16 protein-coding genes and 1 rRNA gene are annotated in these 17,965 nt (G+C 36.6%); all 17 read left to right on the forward strand.

Annotated elements, in window-relative coordinates; translation table 11 throughout:
• Positions 1-200: 200 nt before the first annotated feature.
• Positions 201-1,412, forward strand: a complete 1,212-nt coding sequence (locus SBH76_RS06470; RefSeq protein ID WP_317977223.1) for a Wadjet anti-phage system protein JetD domain-containing protein — start codon at positions 201-203, stop codon at positions 1,410-1,412.
• Positions 1,413-1,860: 448 nt separating this feature from the next.
• Positions 1,861-2,397, forward strand: coding sequence for a ribosome hibernation-promoting factor, HPF/YfiA family (hpf, locus tag SBH76_RS06475; RefSeq protein WP_009662136.1), 537 nt, complete (start codon positions 1,861-1,863; stop codon positions 2,395-2,397).
• 213 nt (positions 2,398-2,610) lie between these two features.
• Positions 2,611-5,205 (forward strand): beta-glucosidase, encoded by a 2,595-nt coding sequence (locus SBH76_RS06480; RefSeq protein WP_317977224.1) that lies wholly within the window; start codon positions 2,611-2,613, stop codon positions 5,203-5,205.
• 2 nt (positions 5,206-5,207) lie between these two features.
• Positions 5,208-5,717: a GtrA family protein gene (locus tag SBH76_RS06485; protein ID WP_317977226.1), complete on the forward strand. Its 510-nt coding sequence runs from the start codon at positions 5,208-5,210 to the stop codon at positions 5,715-5,717.
• A 14-nt stretch (positions 5,718-5,731) separates the two neighbouring features.
• Positions 5,732-8,632, forward strand: coding sequence for a glycoside hydrolase family 3 N-terminal domain-containing protein (locus tag SBH76_RS06490; protein ID WP_317977227.1), 2,901 nt, complete (start codon positions 5,732-5,734; stop codon positions 8,630-8,632).
• Complete coding sequence (locus SBH76_RS06495) at positions 8,625-10,001, forward strand: aminotransferase class I/II-fold pyridoxal phosphate-dependent enzyme (RefSeq protein ID WP_317977228.1); 1,377 nt, start codon at positions 8,625-8,627, stop codon at positions 9,999-10,001. The genes SBH76_RS06490 and SBH76_RS06495 overlap by 8 nt, the downstream gene beginning before the upstream one ends.
• 5 nt (positions 10,002-10,006) lie before the next feature.
• Positions 10,007-10,600 (forward strand): nucleoside/nucleotide kinase family protein, encoded by a 594-nt coding sequence (locus tag SBH76_RS06500; protein WP_007594131.1) that lies wholly within the window; start codon positions 10,007-10,009, stop codon positions 10,598-10,600.
• Positions 10,593-11,564, forward strand: coding sequence for a DNA polymerase III subunit delta' (holB, locus tag SBH76_RS06505; RefSeq protein ID WP_317977229.1), 972 nt, complete (start codon positions 10,593-10,595; stop codon positions 11,562-11,564). The genes SBH76_RS06500 and holB overlap by 8 nt, the downstream gene beginning before the upstream one ends.
• A gap of 9 nt (positions 11,565-11,573) precedes the next feature.
• On the forward strand, positions 11,574-12,383 hold the full coding sequence (locus tag SBH76_RS06510; RefSeq protein ID WP_034212135.1) for a PSP1 domain-containing protein: 810 nt from the start codon (positions 11,574-11,576) through the stop codon (positions 12,381-12,383).
• Between the two features lie 4 nt (positions 12,384-12,387).
• Positions 12,388-13,134, forward strand: coding sequence for a tRNA1(Val) (adenine(37)-N6)-methyltransferase (locus tag SBH76_RS06515; protein ID WP_317977230.1), 747 nt, complete (start codon positions 12,388-12,390; stop codon positions 13,132-13,134).
• Entirely contained in the window at positions 13,124-13,966 is an 843-nt protein-coding gene (gene rsmI / locus SBH76_RS06520; RefSeq protein WP_314099692.1) for a 16S rRNA (cytidine(1402)-2'-O)-methyltransferase, read from the forward strand. The genes SBH76_RS06515 and rsmI overlap by 11 nt, the downstream gene beginning before the upstream one ends.
• Positions 13,967-13,981: 15 nt before the next feature.
• On the forward strand, positions 13,982-14,431 hold the full coding sequence (rpiB, locus tag SBH76_RS06525) for a ribose 5-phosphate isomerase B (protein ID WP_315086598.1): 450 nt from the start codon (positions 13,982-13,984) through the stop codon (positions 14,429-14,431).
• A gap of 4 nt (positions 14,432-14,435) precedes the next feature.
• On the forward strand, positions 14,436-14,798 hold the full coding sequence (locus SBH76_RS06530; protein ID WP_315086596.1) for a hypothetical protein: 363 nt from the start codon (positions 14,436-14,438) through the stop codon (positions 14,796-14,798).
• Positions 14,799-14,822: 24 nt separating this feature from the next.
• Positions 14,823-15,662, forward strand: coding sequence for a pyridoxamine kinase (locus tag SBH76_RS06535; RefSeq protein WP_315086595.1), 840 nt, complete (start codon positions 14,823-14,825; stop codon positions 15,660-15,662).
• Positions 15,659-15,847 carry a DUF951 domain-containing protein gene (locus SBH76_RS06540; protein ID WP_009662120.1) on the forward strand — a complete coding sequence of 63 codons (189 nt, stop codon included), beginning with the start codon at positions 15,659-15,661 and terminating at the stop codon, positions 15,845-15,847. Before SBH76_RS06535 ends, SBH76_RS06540 begins: the two co-directional genes overlap by 4 nt.
• Positions 15,844-17,397, forward strand: coding sequence for an ABC-F family ATP-binding cassette domain-containing protein (locus tag SBH76_RS06545; RefSeq protein ID WP_315086594.1), 1,554 nt, complete (start codon positions 15,844-15,846; stop codon positions 17,395-17,397). Before SBH76_RS06540 ends, SBH76_RS06545 begins: the two co-directional genes overlap by 4 nt.
• Positions 17,398-17,888: 491 nt before the next feature.
• Positions 17,889-17,965 (forward strand): 16S ribosomal RNA (locus SBH76_RS06550); the annotation flags it as partial.

Consider the following 17,965-nt stretch of genomic DNA (forward strand, 5'->3'; position numbering starts at 1 on the left):
GGTATCTCATGTAGATACAAAACGAACCCCTAGTAGTTGCAGCTGTTAGGGGTTCTTCTCATATTATACGGTTTGAGTATCCGTTCAGGCTAGTTGTCGCTATGATCTCTGTCTAACCATTTACAAATGTAGTAGCTGGCTACATTTGCCGCTACAGAGATAAGATAAGTCATATAATTGATAATGTGAGAGGTTGGAGGATGGATTACGGTAAGGATATTTTAAATAGTTTAGTGGATATGTATGAAAGAAGAGAGGGCTATATAAAAGAGCCTTCTTCTTTGCGTGCAATACAAATAGATATAAAAAAGAATTATCCGGCATATGTAGACAGATATGATCATAATGCGTATAAGGATATAAATGCAGCTATAGAAAAGTTGATAAGTGAAGATGTGATAATATCAAAACTTGAATCTACCGGAGGGTATAGTAAGGTCAGATTAAATATTGACAGAATAGAGGATTGCTATAAGAGATTAAACAGAAAAAGTATTCCGGAGCAATGTGAATATATAAAACAAATTCTGTCCTCATTTGCGGACAGTAAGTATAGGCTGCTGAATAATATAATATCCGATTGGATGCATCTGGCCATAAACTATAGGAAGCTGCCATATGATTTAAAGTATGACGGTAAAAGATTAAAATATGTCCTTACAATATTGGAAGCTGTATTTAAGATAGAGAAGGAAAGCTACATCAGAAATTTCTCAACTGCCGTATTTAAAGATTCAAAGAGATTTCAAAAGGAATTTAAGTCCTGCATAGAGAGTATATTATTTGATTATACGGATGATCCTATAGAGAAGGATAAGATACTTGAATATTATAATTTGTATGAGAATCCTACATATGTATATATAAAGGGAGATGTGATAATAAGTTTTGAAAATTCTACAATATATGCTGATGAGTTACCGGATGGAATAGCTCTCTCCAATGCTTCGCTTAAAAGAATAAGAAATATAAAGGTACTTACAAAAGCTGTTATTACAGTGGAAAATCTGACTACATACCACGATGAAAATAAGAAAGAAGCGGTATATATCTATCTTGGAGGATATCACAATAAATCAAAGAAAGAATTACTTGAAAAAATATATAAAGATAATAAATCTTGTGAATATCTACATGAGGGAGATATAGATATCTACGGATTTTTGATACTTGAAAACTTAAAAGAGAAAACAGGTATACCGTTTAAGCCCCTTCTTATGGATGTAAATACATTGAAAAGATTTTATGAGTCGGGAATATACAAGGAACTTAATGTATCAGATATCAGAATGATTGAGAAAAACAGAGAAAATCTTAAAGAGTATTCAGAGGTATTGGATTTTATGCTTTTAAATAATTGTAAGGTGGAGCAGGAGTCATTAAGGGCTGTACGATTACTTGAAAACAGTTAAAATATTACTTTAAATAAAAGTAGTATATAATTTTGCTGTCAAGTCTGAATTCTTAGATTTAAGAAGAAACAGCAAAGTGCATAAATTTTATGGTTTAAAAGACTTGTCAACATTATCCACATTTTTATCCACAAAAATAGTGGGTTTTACAGGTCTTAGAAAGCTGTTAAATAGGCTGTTTTCAAGTTATAAACTAAGTTATCCACAATTTAAGTGTTTTATCCCCATAGAGTAAAGACTGCATTTGAGATAAATTTGTAGATTTTATGAGCTAAAATATATAAAAGTGCAATTTTACTCGGAAAATACAATTGGATAAAAATTTAATAAAAATCATATTAGTTGAAAAATTTAATCAAATTGACAATACAATTATAAATTTAAATTGAATTTTTGTTGACAAAGTGGTATACTATAGACAAATAAAAAAGAAAAGGAGCTTATACATATGCGTTATACAATTACTGGAAGAAATATTGAAATTACTGATGGTTTGAAGAAGGCGGTAGAGGAGAAGCTTCAGAAATTAGAAAAGTATTTTACAGCTGAGACAGAGGCAAGAATTACATTAAGTGTGCAAAAGGAAGCACATAAGATCGAGGTTACCATTCCTACAAAGCAGGGGCTTATAAGAGCCGAGGAAGTCAGCCAAGATATGTATGTCAGCATAGATAAAGTTCAAGACATAATAGAAAAGCAGATTAAAAAGTTTAAAAATAAGCTTATAGATAAAAAACAGGCTGCAATGTCATTCACAGATTTCTTTATAAACGATGAAGCTGCCTATGGAGATGATGAAGACGAGATAAAAATCGTAAAGACAAAGCGATTCAGTATCAAGCCTATGGATCCTGAAGAGGCATGTTTGCAGATGGAACTTTTGGGACATGATTTCTATGTTTTCAGAAATGCAATCAGCGATGAGGTGTGCGTAGTTTATAAGAGAAAAGACGGAAAATACGGTATCATAGAGCCGGAAGTTTAAATTGGTTGCTAAGCTATTTTCCTTTTTAGCTTTTCAAACATACAATAGTTACAGGGAGTCTTAAGACTCCCTGTTTTTGTATAAAAAATATTTTGAAAATATACACAACTTTTTTAATATATACTATAATATAGACGGGTGTTGAGGTAAATTTCTTTGTTGAATTTACCATGATGTGGAAAGAACGTAAATTAGTTTTCTATAAGGAGGAGAATGAAGCATAGAGATATTATTGAAAAAATGACATTAGAGGAAAAGTGCGCCTATCTTTCAGGTAAAAATGCTTGGGATACGAGGTCGTTTTCTTCTATAGGGGTTGATGTTCTTCACCATGCTGACGGACCTACAGGTGTAAGAAAACAGGCGGGAAAAGGTGACCACCTCGGATTGAACGCTTCCGTACCTGCAACATGTTTTCCGACTGCGGCTACTTTGGCAAACAGCTGGGACGTAAGGCTTCTTGAAAAAGTGGGAGAAGGACTGGGAATTGAAGCTGCGGCAGAGGATGTAAATGTACTTTTAGGACCCGGAATAAATATCAAGAGAAATCCGTTATGCGGGAGAAATTTTGAGTACTATTCGGAAGATCCGTATCTTAGCGGAAAACTTGCTGCTGCTATGATAAAGGGGATACAAAGTAACGGAATAGCCGCCTGTGTAAAGCATTTTGCTGTAAATTCACAGGAACTTCGCAGAATGACTATGGATTCGGTACTGGATGAGAGAACGCTTAGAGAAATCTATATCACCGCCTTTGAAATAGCTATAAAAGAGGGCAAACCGAAATCTTTAATGACGAGCTACAATATGGTCAACGGTGTATATGCAAATGAGAATGAGCACCTTCTGATGGATATTTTAAGAAAAGATATCGGATTTGACGGTATGGTGGTTACTGACTGGGGAGCTTCAAACGATCATGCTTTAGGGGTAAAAAACGGTTCAAGCCTTGAAATGCCGGCTCCGGGACTTGACAGCGCAAGAGAACTTTTAGAGGCATTAAAGACCGGAAAAATAAGTGAAAGTGATATTGATGTCAGAGTGGATGAGCTGATAGATATCACATTGTCTACAAAGAATAAGAAAAAGCCGCAAGACAAGGCAAAGATGTTTGAAGATAATAATGCGCTTTCAAGAGAAGCTGCAAGAAAAAGTATTGTGCTTTTAAAGAATGAAGAAAACATTTTGCCGCTTGGCAAAAGTAAAAAGGTAGCGATTATAGGTGACTTTGCTTTTAGTCCAAGATATCAGGGAGCTGGATCTTCCATGGTGAATGCAACAATAGTGGAGGATGCACAAAAGATTATAAAGAAGCTTGATCTTGACTCTGAAAAAGAGAAAAAGATTGAGACCGCCATAGGAAATATTGAGGAAAAGCTTGAAAAATTGGATATTAATCCGATATATGAGGGAGCAGGGATTACAAATGTAAATGCGACCAATGTTGATACTGTGGAAAAAGTTATATCACATTTTGATCTAAATATAATCGGTATGGCACATGGGTATTCAAGAGCGGATAAAGAGGATGAACTCCTTGTAAATGAAGCTATAGAGCTGGCAAAGCAGGCGGATATTGTACTGTATTTCTTCGGACTCAATGAGGCGAGTGAATCGGAAGGCCTTGACAGAACTCATCTTAGAATTCCAAACAACCAAGTGGAATTATTGGAAAAGCTTTCAAAGGTTAATGAAAATATAGTCGGTATAATCAGTGCAGGTTCATGTATTGAAATGCCTTGGGAAAAGAATTTAAAGGGAATACTTCATGGATATCTCTTCGGTCAGGCAGGCATGGGTGCGGTATTTGAACTGCTAAACGGTGAGTACAGCCCAAGCGGCAAGCTCTCTGAAAGTATTGTAAAAAAGTATGAGGATGTTCCGAATATAAAGTATTATCCTTCAAAAGAGAGGACTTCGGAATATAGAGAGAGTATATTTGTAGGATATAGATATTTTACTACGGCAAATGTACCTGTAATGTATCCTTTCGGATATGGACTTTCCTATACAAAGTTTAAGTACAGTGATATAGAAGCAGATAGAGATAAGGTAAGCTTTTATATTGAAAATACAGGTGAATTTGCGGGTGAGGAAATAGCCCAGCTTTATATAGGCTTGAAGGAATCAAAGATATTTAGGGCAAAACTTGAATTAAAGGGATTTGAAAAAGTTTTTTTGAACTCGGGTGAAAAGAAAAAAGTCACTATTTTATTTGATGATAAAGCATTCAGGTTTTATAATGTAGCTACAAATGCTTTTGAGATAGAGAGCGGAGAATATGATATATATATCGGCAGCAGCTGTGTAGATATAAGATTGCAGTCTAAAGTAAGTGTTGAAGGTAATGAAACAGTTTTCCTATATAATAAGAGTGATTTGCCTTCATACTTTGACGGAAATGTAACAAATGTAAGTGATGAAGAGTACAGGATTTTGCTTGGAAGGGAAATACCTGACGGAAGCTGGAGCGGGGAACTTGGAATCAATGATGCATTATGTCAGATGTATTATGCAAAAAGCTTTATTGCAAGACATGCCTATAAAGTACTTGATAAAAGGCTGAAAAAGTCGCTTGAAGCCGGAGTGCCGGATCTTAATACTCTTTTCCAATTTAATATGCCTTTTAGAGCTATCGGAAAAATGAGTAACGGTCAGGTAAGTATGGAGATGGTAGATGCCATATTACTGTTGGTAAACGGACATTTCTTTAAGGGTCTTACAGGTATTATAAAGGGGTATTTCAAAAACAGAAAGGCCAATAAGATATATAATGAAAAGTTTCTTCAAAGAGAAGATAGAGAGTAGTTATGAATGTAGTAAAAGAATGGATAGAAGCGCATCCGAATCTATGGGAGTTTATTAAATTTAATATTCTCTCAAATGTAGCAACAATTGTAAATTTTATAGTTATGTGGATAGGAACGGCTACATTTACAGGATTTGGATGGCATCAGATACCGTTTCAATTTCTGATTTTTAATTATGCGGAAAATATTGAGCAAAATCTTGGGATAGCAGGATTTTTAAGCTTCCTTGTGGCTACCGCACTTGCTCAGACTGTAAATTTTTTTGTTCAAAAACAGTTTGTATTTAAATCAAATGCGGCATTTAAGGATGCTATACCGAAGTATATTATGCTTGCTGTTGCATTGATCATTATTTCTGCGGCACTGCCTGCATACTCACAGAAATTTTTCAGGGATATAGGGGTTGGTGCAAGTCTTGTACCTACACTGGCTAATGCGGTAAATATCATTGTTCAGGTGGTTATCAGCTATCCGACAATGAAATACATTGTAATGCCGGAGAAAAAATAAATAGGAGGAGTATTATGTTAGCTGTTAATATGGCGGATGTAATAAGTGTTATCAAATCTATAGCGCCACACCTTGTGGCTATAGTGACACTTTTTGTGGCGGCCCTTGTGGTCATGTTTATCACAAGAAAGGAGAAGCCTGCACGTAAGAATCTTACAAGATCGGCTTCATGGCTTGTTTTCGGACTGGGAACACTTTTAAGTATCAATCTTATGATAAACGGTCCTTTAAAGACTATGATAACACTTGCTACAGGAAGGGGAGTTATAACCGAACAGTCTTTAAATGAGGCAAAGTCTTTAGGTGAGGAAATTTCAAGTGAGGGTATTGTACTTTTAAAGAATGACTCAACACTTCCGCTTCAAAAGGGTTCAAAACTCAATCTCTTCGGGTGGTCGTCAACCAATCCTCTATACGGAGGTACAGGTTCGGGAGGACTTAACGATTCATTCCCTACGGTATCACTTATTGAAGGATTACAGAATGCGGGATTTGAGGTAAATGAGGAACTTGTAAAGTTTTATACGGATTTCAGGCAGACAAGGCCTACAGTAGGAATGTGGGGCCAGGATTGGACCATACCTGAGCCTTCAATTGAACAATATAACGAGGCAAATATTTTTGATAATGCAAGAAATTATTCCGATAAAGCGGTAGTCGTTATTGCAAGATCAGGCGGTGAGGGCGCAGATTTGCCGAGAAGCCTTGATCCAAGTGTTGAAGATACATTTGTGGACGGAGGTACTTTCGGGTCAAAGGGTATCAGATACAGTGATCAAAAGGATGATCTGGATGCCGATAAGAGCTATTTGGAACTTTCAAACAGAGAAACGGCAATGCTTGATGCAGTAAATAAGAAGTTTAAAAACATTGTTGTAATCATAAACGCTTCAAATCCTATGGAACTTGGTTTTGTAAATGAATATGAGAATATAACAAGTGTGGTTTGGTGCCCGGGAGCAGGACAGACAGGATTTAATGCCCTTGGCAAGATTCTTGACGGAGAGGTAAATCCTTCAGGTAAGACAAGTGATATTTTTGTATATGACTTAAAAACAACACCAAGCTATAATAACTTCGGTAATTTCAATTATACAAATATGGATGAGTTTGCTGTAGAGGACAGAGGGGTGTCATATAACCCGAGTTTTGTAAACTATGCTGAAGGTATTTATGTAGGATACAGATTCTATGAGACTGCAGCTAAAGAAGGTGCTATAAATTATGCCGGATATGTACAGTATCCGTTCGGTTACGGACTTTCTTATACCAACTTCACAAAGGAAATGGGAGAGATAGTTGCAAATAACGGTAAGATAAGTATCGATGTCTTGGTGACAAATACGGGAAATGTTGCAGGAAAAGATGTTGTACAGTTATACTTTAATCCGTCTTATACAAACGGAGGTATTGAAAAGGCAAGTACAAATCTTGTAGGCTTTGCCAAAACAAAGCTTTTACAACCGGGTGAGAGTGAGACTGTAAAGATTACTTTTGCGGTTGAAGATATGGCATCATTTGATGAAAAAATCAAAAAGGCTTATGTACTTGAAAAGGGTGTGTATGAAATCAGCTTACAGGAAGATTCTCATAATATACTTGATACAAGAACATTCCCTCTTGAAGATGATATAGTTTATGGTGATACAAATAAGAGAAGCAGTGATGATACTGTTGCTACAAGCAAGCTTGACGATATGAGAGGCGATTTTACAGTTCTTTCAAGAAAGGATAAATTTGCAAATCTTGAGGAAGCAACAAAGGCACCTACAAATTTTGTGCTTCCGGCAGATAAAAAGGCTGAATTCTTAAATAACAGTAATTATGACGGCAAAAAATTTGATATTGAATCAGATGAGATGCCGAAGACAAATGCAAATAATAAAATAAAACTTGCGGACCTTCGAGGACTTGACTATGATGATGAGGCATGGGATAGTCTTCTGGACAATCTGAGTTTTGATGATATGTCAAAACTTGTAGCTTTGGGAGGATATCAGACCACAACAATAGGAAAAATAGGTAAAGTACAGACAGTTGACTGTGACGGACCTTCTTCAATAAACAATAACTTTACAAAGAAGGGTTCAATAGGACTTCCTGCAACTATAATGCTTGCAAACACCTTCAATACAGACCTTGCACATTCATTCGGAGACAGTATCGGTAAGATGGCTGATGAGATGGAAGTTTCAGGCTGGTACGCACCGGCTATGAATACACATAGAAGTGCATTTGCAGGAAGAAACTTTGAGTATTTCTCGGAAGATCCTTTGCTTGCAGGAAAGATTGCTTCAGAGGCTGTAAAGGGAGCCGAAGAACATGGAGTATATGCATATATTAAGCATTTTGCTCTAAACGATCAGGAGACCAACAGAAACTATCAGCTCATGACTTGGGCGGATGAGCAAACTGTAAGAGAGATATATCTTCGTCCTTTTGAAATATGTGTAAAAGACGGAAAAGCCAAAGCTGTTATGAGCTCATTCAACCACTACGGAATAACACCTGCAGCTGCTTCAAATGAAGTTCTCAATAAGATTCTAAGAGATGAGTGGGGCTTTAGAGGTATGGTACTTACCGATTATTTCGGCGCAGGCGGATATGGTTATATGAATGCCGACAGATATATAAGAAACGGTAATGATTTCTGCCTAACAGCAATTGATACAGGTTATAATTATGTAAAGGATAAGAGCGCTACAGCAGTGATTGCACTCAGAAAAGCATCACATAATATATTGTATACAACTGTCAACAGTAGGGCATATGCACCTGAAAACCTGAACTTAGGTATGATGGGATGGCAGATTGCGGCTATAGTGATAGACATTATATGTATAGTAGCGGCTGTACTTTTAGCTTTGAAGGCTTGGAAAAACTACGTAGCAAGAAAAGATACAGATAATGAATAAAAATTTTTTAGCATATAAATTAAAAGAATATGTCAGCTCCGGTATATTGCCTATGCATATGCCGGGGCATAAAAGAAGAGTGCCCAAAGAAATAGAAGAGATGATGACAGATATCTACGGTATGGACTTGACGGAGGTAGAGGGCACCGATAATTTACATGATGCCACAGGAATTATAAAAGACTCTATGGAGTTTACAAAAAATATATATAAAACTAATAAAACATACTACTTAATAAATGGTTCAAGCTGTGGTATACTTGCGAGTATAAGAGCCTGTGCATGTACAGGTGATTATAAAAATAAAAAATCATATATAATAGTAGCGGATAATGCACACTTTAGTGTATATAATGCCATTGAATTGTTAGATTTGATACCAATATATGTGAATATAGGGTATAATGATTTAGGCATTGCAAAAGAATGTGATGCAAAGAGTGTGAAAGCGCTTTTAGAAGCAAATAAGGAAAAAAATATAGTGGCAGCGCTGTTTACTTCACCTACATATGAGGGAGTTGTATCCGATATACAAGTGATTGCAAAAACTTTGCATGAGTATAATATCCCGGTTATAGTGGATGAAGCACATGGTGCCCACCTTACTTATATAGAAAAAACAACAGAAAAATACGCCGATTTGATAAATGCATATGATATGGAGTTTCCTTCATCGGCAGTAAGTTTGGGAGCGGATATTGTGGTACAAAGTCTGCATAAAACTTTGCCTTCACTTACTCAAACGGCACTTTGTCATTTAAAGTCAAAGCTTATTGATGAAAAATGCTTGGAAGAGTCACTCCATATATTTGAAACCAGCTCGCCTTCATACATTTTTATGTCAGGTATTGATGCCTGTATAAGGTATATGAGTGAAAGTTATGCATATGTATCTCAGTATTTAAAGAGTCTGAAAGGCTTCAGAGAAAAAGTTTCAAGCTGTAAAAGTATTCATTTATGGGAGGAAAATACAGGACTCGGATATGACTTTACAAAACTTGTAATTTACTCCGATAATATTGACGGGGTTACATTGGCAAATATACTCAGAGAGTTCTACAATATTGAAACTGAGATGAGTAGACCGGGATTTGTACTTGCTTACAGTACGGTTTGTGACGGTGAAGGTGATTTTGACAGGCTTTATAAGGCCTTAATTGATATTGATAAAAATTTCGTTTATATAGAACATGAGTCTACATCAAATCTTGATGAAAAGTATCTAAATAAGATTGCGAAAAAAAACATATATATATATCCGCCCGGTGTACCGGTTATAAAGAAGGGGGATATAATAGATCGAGCCGGTTTTGAGTTGTTGCAAGAATATATTAAAAAAGGAAAAAGGGTCTATGGACTGGACCCATAAGTAAAATGGGAAAAATTTATTATGTAATGGGCAAGAGTGCTTCCGGAAAAGATACTATCTTTAAAAGATTGTATAAGGAGTGCCCGAGAACAAAAAGACTTATAACATATACCACAAGACCTATAAGGGACGGGGAAGAAAATGGTGTTGATTACCATTTTGTAGAGGAATCCGTTATAGAAGAATATAGAAAACAGGGTAAGCTTATAGAGATGAGGACCTATAATACAGTTAAAGGTCCGTGGATATATGCAACTATTGATGACGGATCGTTGCATCTTGAAAGTAAAAATTATCTTATAATAGGAACTCTGGATTCTTATAAAAAAATAAAAGAGTACTATGGTGCGGAAAATGTCGTACCTATATTTATAGAGCTCAGTGACGGCATCAGACTGCAGAGAGCTATAAACAGAGAGATGGTGCAATCAGAGCCACAGTATGCCGAACTTTGCAGAAGATTTTTGGCGGATGAGGAGGATTTCTCACCTATGAGACTTGAAGCTGCCGGAATCACAAAAAAGTATGTCAATGAAGATTTAAATAAGTGCATACTTGAAATAAAAAAAGATATGGGAATAAAGATACAGGATGAGTGATTTTATTCTTGGAAATGAAAAGATAAGGCATCATTTAAGGGAGTCAATAATAAAACAGTCGATATCACATGCATATATCCTTGCAGGGGACAACGGGATAGGAAAGTCTAAAATTGCAAGAGAGTTTGCTATGGAACTTATATGTGAGAAGCATACAGGATGTGGAGAGTGTCCTGCGTGCAGGCAGTTTTTGGCGGATGCATACCCCGACTTTTTTTATATGGATGCCGATGGCAAAGAAAGTATCGGAATCGACAGGATTCGAGAAAATATAGTTAATGATGTTTCAATCAGACCGTATCATGGAAAAGTAAAGATATATATAATAGACGAGGCGGATAAGATGACTGTGGGAGCGCAGAATGCACTGTTAAAGACTATAGAAGAACCGCCCGAGTATGTAGTTATCTTACTTTTGGTAAGAAATATGAGCTTACTACTTGAAACAATAAGGAGTAGATGTATAAAGCTTTTGTTGAGTGCAGTAAGTAATGACAGAATAAAGAGATGGCTTGTTGAAAAAGGTACAAGTGAAGATTTGGCTACGGTGGTAGCCTCGTATTCAAACGGTGCACCGGGGATTGCCAAAGCAATGGCTGAATCTGAGGATTTTGCCGGTATGTATAATCAAAATGTAGAATTTTTGAAAAAGATTTCAGAAGCATCTATAAATGATATACTTTTATTTATAGAAGAATTGAAAAAAAGAACCGGAGGATTTAGGGATTTTATAAATTTTCTAAGACTCTGGTATAGAGATATATGTATCTTAAAGCTTACAAAAAAGATAGATAACCTTGTATTTATAAGGGAGGAAAGCATTATACTAAGGCTTTCCAGAGAATATACACTTAAAAAGATTAACAGTATAATAGATTTAATAGATGAAACGGAGACTAGGCTAAACTCCAATGTAAGCGGAGATACGGTGATGGAATTGCTTTTTATTGGCCTTAGAAAATAGGAGAAAAAGATGAGAGTAATAGGCGTTAGGTTTAGAGATGTGGGCAACATCTGCTACTATGATCCTGATGATATTGATATAGATGTAAATGACAGAGTAATAGTGGAGACTGATAGGGGCATTGAATGCGGCAGAGTCATATTGGGAGCAAGAGAATTAAGTGAAGCTTATGATAATCCGCTAAAGAAGATAATAAGAAAAGCCTCTCCGGAGGATATTTGTACCTGTGAGGAAAATTACAAGAAGGAAAAAGAGGCTTACGATATTTGTAAGTCAAAAATAATAGAGCTCGGCTTGCCCATGAAGCTTATTTCTGCAGAGTATACATTTGATAAAGCAAAGGTTTTGTTTTATTTTACCGCAGAATGCAGAGTTGACTTCAGAGAGCTGGTAAAGATACTTGCATCTATTTTCAGAGTAAGAATAGAACTCAGACAGGTAGGAGTAAGAGATGAAACCAAGATGGTAGGCGGCATGGGTTCATGTGGAAGAGCGCTTTGCTGTCACAGTTATCTGTCCGACTTTGTACCTGTGTCCATAAAGATGGCAAAGGAACAAAGCCTGTCTTTGAATCCTGCAAAAATCAGCGGTGTATGTGGAAGATTGATGTGTTGTTTGAAAAATGAATCCGATACATATGAGTATTTAAATAAAAAGATGCCGAGAGAAGGTGTCACGGTTTCCACACCTGCAGGTGAGACCGGTGTAATAGTTTCAACCAGTGTACTAAGGCAGACTGTAAAGGTGCTTGTTACAAAATCAGAGGATGCAAAGGAAATTGAAGAGTATTCTTTAAAAGAGATAAGGATACAAGCTTAAAATCATGAAAGATGAATTGATAAGGGAAGAATCGGGAGAGAGACTTGACGATTTGCAATGTGAGGATCTCTTCCTTATACAAAATCCGGACAAATTTTGCTTCGGTATAGATGCGGTGCTTTTGGCAAATTTTGTTAAAGTAAAAAGAGGCGGTTATGCTGTGGACCTCTGTACAGGAAGCGGCATTGTACCGGTGCTTCTGAGTGCGAAAACTCAGGCAAAAAAAATAACAGGTATTGAAATACAGGAAGATATTGCCGATATGGCAAATAGGAGTGTAAAGTACAATTCTCTGGAAGAAAAAATTGATATAATAAATGATGATATTGCTAATGCGCTAAAATATATAAAACAAGGAAGTGTAGATACCGTCAGTGTGAATCCGCCATATATGAAGGATACAACAGCTATAAAAAATCCCGATTTACCGCTTGCTATTGCAAGGCATGAGCTTCTTACAGATCTTGATAAAGTGGTGGAGATTGCAGGTAAGTTATTAAAAGAAAACGGTAAGTTTTTTATGATACACAGGCCAAGCAGGCTTTCCGAAATATTTGCCGCACTAAAGAAAAACAGAATAGAACCCAAGAGAATAAGATTTGTACATCCATATATGGAAAGTAAGGCAAATCTTGTTTTAATAGAGGGGGTAAAGGGCTCGGGTGTATGGCTGGATGTGGAGCCGCCCCTGGCAGTTTATAAGGATAAAAATATATATACGGATGAGGTGTTGAAAATATATGGCAGGTAAAATATATCTGGTGGCCACACCTATAGGAAATCTTTCCGATATAAGTATGAGGGCGATAGAAACATTGAAAAATGTAGATATAATTGCCTGTGAAGATACAAGAAACACTATAAGGCTTTTGAATCATTTTGAAATAAAAGGACATTTGACCTCATACCATGAATATAATAAAATAGACAAGGCATATGAGCTTTGTGAAAAAGTAAAAGAAGGTAATAATATTGCTTTTGTTTCAGATGCAGGAATGCCTGCAATATCAGACCCGGGTTATGAGCTGGTGGATATCGCATATAAAGAGGGACTGGAGGTTACCGTTGTTCCGGGAGCCAGTGCGGTAGTATCTGCACTTGCAATAAGCGGTATAAGTTCAAGAAGGTTTGCCTTTGAAGGATTTTTGCCTGCGGATAAGAATGAGAAAAAGGAAATATTGACTGAACTTTCACAGGAAAGCCGTACCATTATTTTATATGAAGCGCCACATAGATTGTTAAAGACCTTAAAGGAACTTTTTGAGTATATGGGGGATAGAAATATTGCCATAGTAAGAGAAATTACAAAATTGCATGAAGAGGTTTTAAGAGGAAAACTGGCGGATATAATAGCTGATTATGAGTCTGAAAAGATTGCAATCAGAGGCGAATATGTACTGGTGATAGAGGGAAAGAGCCTTTTGGAGAAGAGGGAAGAGAGACAGAAGTCCTTTGAAGAAATCAGTATCAGGGAACATTATGAAAAATATATAGCCGAGGGCATGGACAAAAAAGAGGCGATGAAGGCAGTGGCAAAAGATAGGGGAATACAAAAGAGAGATGTTTATAAGGAACTCTTGTAAATAAAAGGAGGAAATATGAGAATTGGAATAGGAAATGATCATACGGCAGTTGAGCTGAAGGACATTATTACAGAGCATTTGACAGCGGCAGGTTTTGAAGTTGTGGATTTTGGAGCGAAGGTGGGGGAGAGATGTGACTATCCTGTACCCGGAAGAGATGTCGCAGAGGCTATAGTTTCCGGAGAAGTGGATAAGGGAGTACTTATTTGCGGTACAGGTATCGGAATATCATTGGCTGCAAACAAGGTACCGGGAATCAGAGCGGCAGTTTGTTCAGAGCCTTATTCCGCAAAGATGGCGGCGCTTCACAATAATGCTCAGATTATTGCATTCGGTGCAAGAGTGGTCGGCTCTGAAATGGCTAAGATGATTGTAGACAGTTTCTTCGAGACTGAGTTTGAAGGCGGCAGACATCAAAACAGACTTGATATTATCAGTGAAATAGAAGAAAAGTACTCAAGGTAAAAACATGGGAATAGCAGATTGGTTCAGTTTTGAAACGGCAAAGCAGAAAAAGAAGAAGATGGATAGATATTATAAAAAACTCTATCCTTTCGGAGAAGAGCAAAAGAACTGGGAACAGGACAGGCTCAATGAAACCTTTCCTGATAATAAAAAGACAAAAAGTTATCATTTTGAACTTTTGATTTTGCGTGAAGGTATTGCAAATCTTTCAGACCCTGATGTATATGATGAGGATGAGGAGCGTCCAAGCATTGAGGAAGTAATAAAAAACTGGAGAGATAAAGAGACGGTTTACAGATTAAAGCCTGAAGAAAAGCAACAGTTAGTTGAAATTGCGCTTGAAGAAATAGAAAAATTCAGTAAATAAAAATATATTTGTTGAGGTGGGTTTATGAATAAAAAAGTGTTAACGGTACAGGATATTTCATGTTTCGGACAGTGCTCCACAACAGTGGCATTACCGATACTTTCAGCTTGCGGAGTTGAGACGGCTATAATGCCGTCTGCTATACTTTCCACCCATACAGGCGGTTTTAGCGGATTTACTTTTAGAGATTTGACAGAGGATTTGCCCAAGATTATGGAGCATTGGAAAAAAGAAGGCATAAACTTTGACGCAATATATACGGGTTATCTCGGAAGTAAGAGACAGATTGAGATTGTAATTGATTTGTTTAACAATCTTTTAAAAGAAGACGGAATTAGGATAGTTGATCCCGCTATGGCTGACAACGGGAAATTGTATACAGGATTTGATGAAGATTTTGTAAAAGAAATGAGAAATCTTGTAGGTACAAGTGATATTGTACTTCCGAATATGACTGAAGCCGCTTTACTTACAGACAGTGAGATATTACTTGATAATCAAAGCGGTGAATATATTATGAGTATTATATATAAACTTAGGGATCTGGGTGCAAAGAATATAATACTGAAAGGTATCCGAAATATTGAAGGTAAGTTGGGAATAGCGGTATTTGAAGGAGATACTGAAAGTATTGAAATTTTCTACACTGAAAGAATAAAAAAAGATGCACATGGTACAGGCGATTGCTATGCGGCGGCATTTACAGGCGGATTGATGCATGGAAAGAGCTTTAGAGAGGCTGCAAAGATTGCTGCCGAATTTGTTTCGGAAGCTATAACAAAGACAATTGACGATGATAATCATTGGTACGGAGTGAAATTTGAAAAAGCCTTACCGGTTTTAGTGAGAGAGTTGAATAAATGATACAAATAGATGTAGGAGATATACTTACATTGAAAAAGCCGCATCCATGCGGTTCTTATGAGTGGGAAGTGCTTAGGATTGGACAAGATTTGAGGCTAAAATGTGTAGGATGCGGACATCAGATGATGATTGCAAGAAAGAGTATAGAAAAAAATATTAAAGCAAAAGGAAAAGATGTAGAATGAGTATTTTGAATGTGGAAAATTTGAGCCACGGTTTTGGTGATAGAGCTATTTTTGACAATGTTTCCTTCAGAATGCTAAAAGGTGAGCATATAGGACTTGTTGGTGCCAACGGAGAGGGTAAGTCTACATTCATGAGTGTAGTTACAGGGAAGCTGATGCCTGATGAGGGCAAGATAGAATGGGCGAAAAATGTGCAGATAGGATACTTGGATCAGCATTCTGTATTGGAAGAGGGAACCAGTATAAGAGATGCATTAAAGGGAGCCTATGATTATCTTTTTGATATGGAAAAAAGGATGAATGAGATCTGTGACTTGCTTACTACAGCTGATGAAAGCGTAATGGATGAGCTTATGGAAGAGCTCGGTACTATTCAGGAACTTTTGATGGCACATGATTTCTATACTATTGATGCCAAGGTCGAAGATGTGGCAAATGCGCTGGGACTTACAGATATCGGACTTGAAAGAGATGTAACGGAGCTTAGTGGAGGACAAAGAACAAAAATTCTTTTGGCAAAGCTTCTTTTACAAAAACCGGATATTTTACTTTTAGATGAGCCTACAAACTATCTGGATGTCGAGCATATTGAGTGGCTGAAAAGATATTTGCAGGATTATGAGAACGCATTTGTACTTATTTCTCATGATATACCGTTCCTTAATTCTGTTGTAAATATTATATATCATATGGAAAATCAGGAACTCAACAGATATGTAGGAGATTATAATAAATTCCTTGAGGTTTACGAGGTAAAGAAAAAACAGCTTGAAGCGGCATATAATCGTCAGCAAAAGGAAAGAGAAGAACTTGCGGATTTTGTTGCCAGAAATAAGGCCAGAGTTGCCACAAGAAATATGGCAATGAGCAGACAAAAGAAGCTTGACAAGATGGATATCATAGAACTTGCGGCGGAAAAACCGAAACCGGAGTTTAATTTTAAAGAGGCCAGAACACCGGGTAAGACTATTTTTGAGACAACAGATCTTGTAATAGGTTATGACACACCACTTTCAAAACCTATAAATGTAAGGATGGAAAGAGGAGAAAAGATAGCAATGTTCGGTGCAAACGGTATAGGAAAGTCCACTCTTTTAAAGAGTATACTTGGTCTTACACCGGCGCTGTCAGGAAAAACCGTTCTGGGAGACTACCTTGAGATAGGTTATTTTGAGCAGGAAAGCGACAATAAGTCAAAAAACACCTGTATTGAAGAGCTTTGGAGTGAATTTCCGGGATACAGTCAGTATGAGGTAAGATCCGCACTTGCAAAATGCGGTCTTACTACAAAACATATAGAGAGTCTTTTTAGAGTACTTTCAGGTGGAGAGCAGGCAAAGGTAAGACTTTGTAAGCTTATTAACAGGCCTACAAATATTCTTTTTTTGGATGAGCCGACAAATCATTTGGATGTGGATGCAAAGGATGAGTTAAAAAGAGCTCTGAAGGCATATAAGGGAAGTATACTGCTGATTTGCCATGAGCCTGATTTTTACGAAGACTTTATAACAAGAACCATTGACTGCAGAGAGTGGTCACTGAGGGTATAAGATTTTTATAAATAGGATATATTTGTTTTGCTTATAAAATTTTGGAAAAAATAGAAAACAGAGGTTGACAGGACAGTGTGTAAGGTGTAGAATGATACCACTGTCCTAAAAAGACGGAAAAACAAAAATAAATATTTCTAAAAACAATAGAAAATACTATTGACATGATTTAGAAAGTTTGATATTATGTCAAAGTTGCTCAAAAAGAGCAAAGAAAGTTCGGAAAAACTTTTCAAAATGACTTAAAAAGTTGTTGACAAGATGAAACGAACTTGATATAATAGCTAAGCTGTTTCAAACAGCGAAGCAAACGAACCTTGATAATTTAAGATTAAACAGTACACACAACCCTGAAAATAACTTAATTATTTTAAAAATAATTGATGAGATTTCAGAAAAACAACGTTTAGATTCGAACAGAATTTAAAACCTTTAAAAACAGTAGATCTGTGAAAACAGATGCAAGCTAGCGAGAAGGCTAGATTAAACTTTTATATGAGAGTTTGATCCTGGCTCAGGATGAACGCTGGCGGCGTGCTTAACACATGCAAGTCGAACGAAGCTGCCT

It is taken from the genome of Lachnoanaerobaculum sanguinis, from assembly GCF_033242365.1.
Lineage (GTDB): Bacteria > Bacillota > Clostridia > Lachnospirales > Lachnospiraceae > Lachnoanaerobaculum > Lachnoanaerobaculum sanguinis.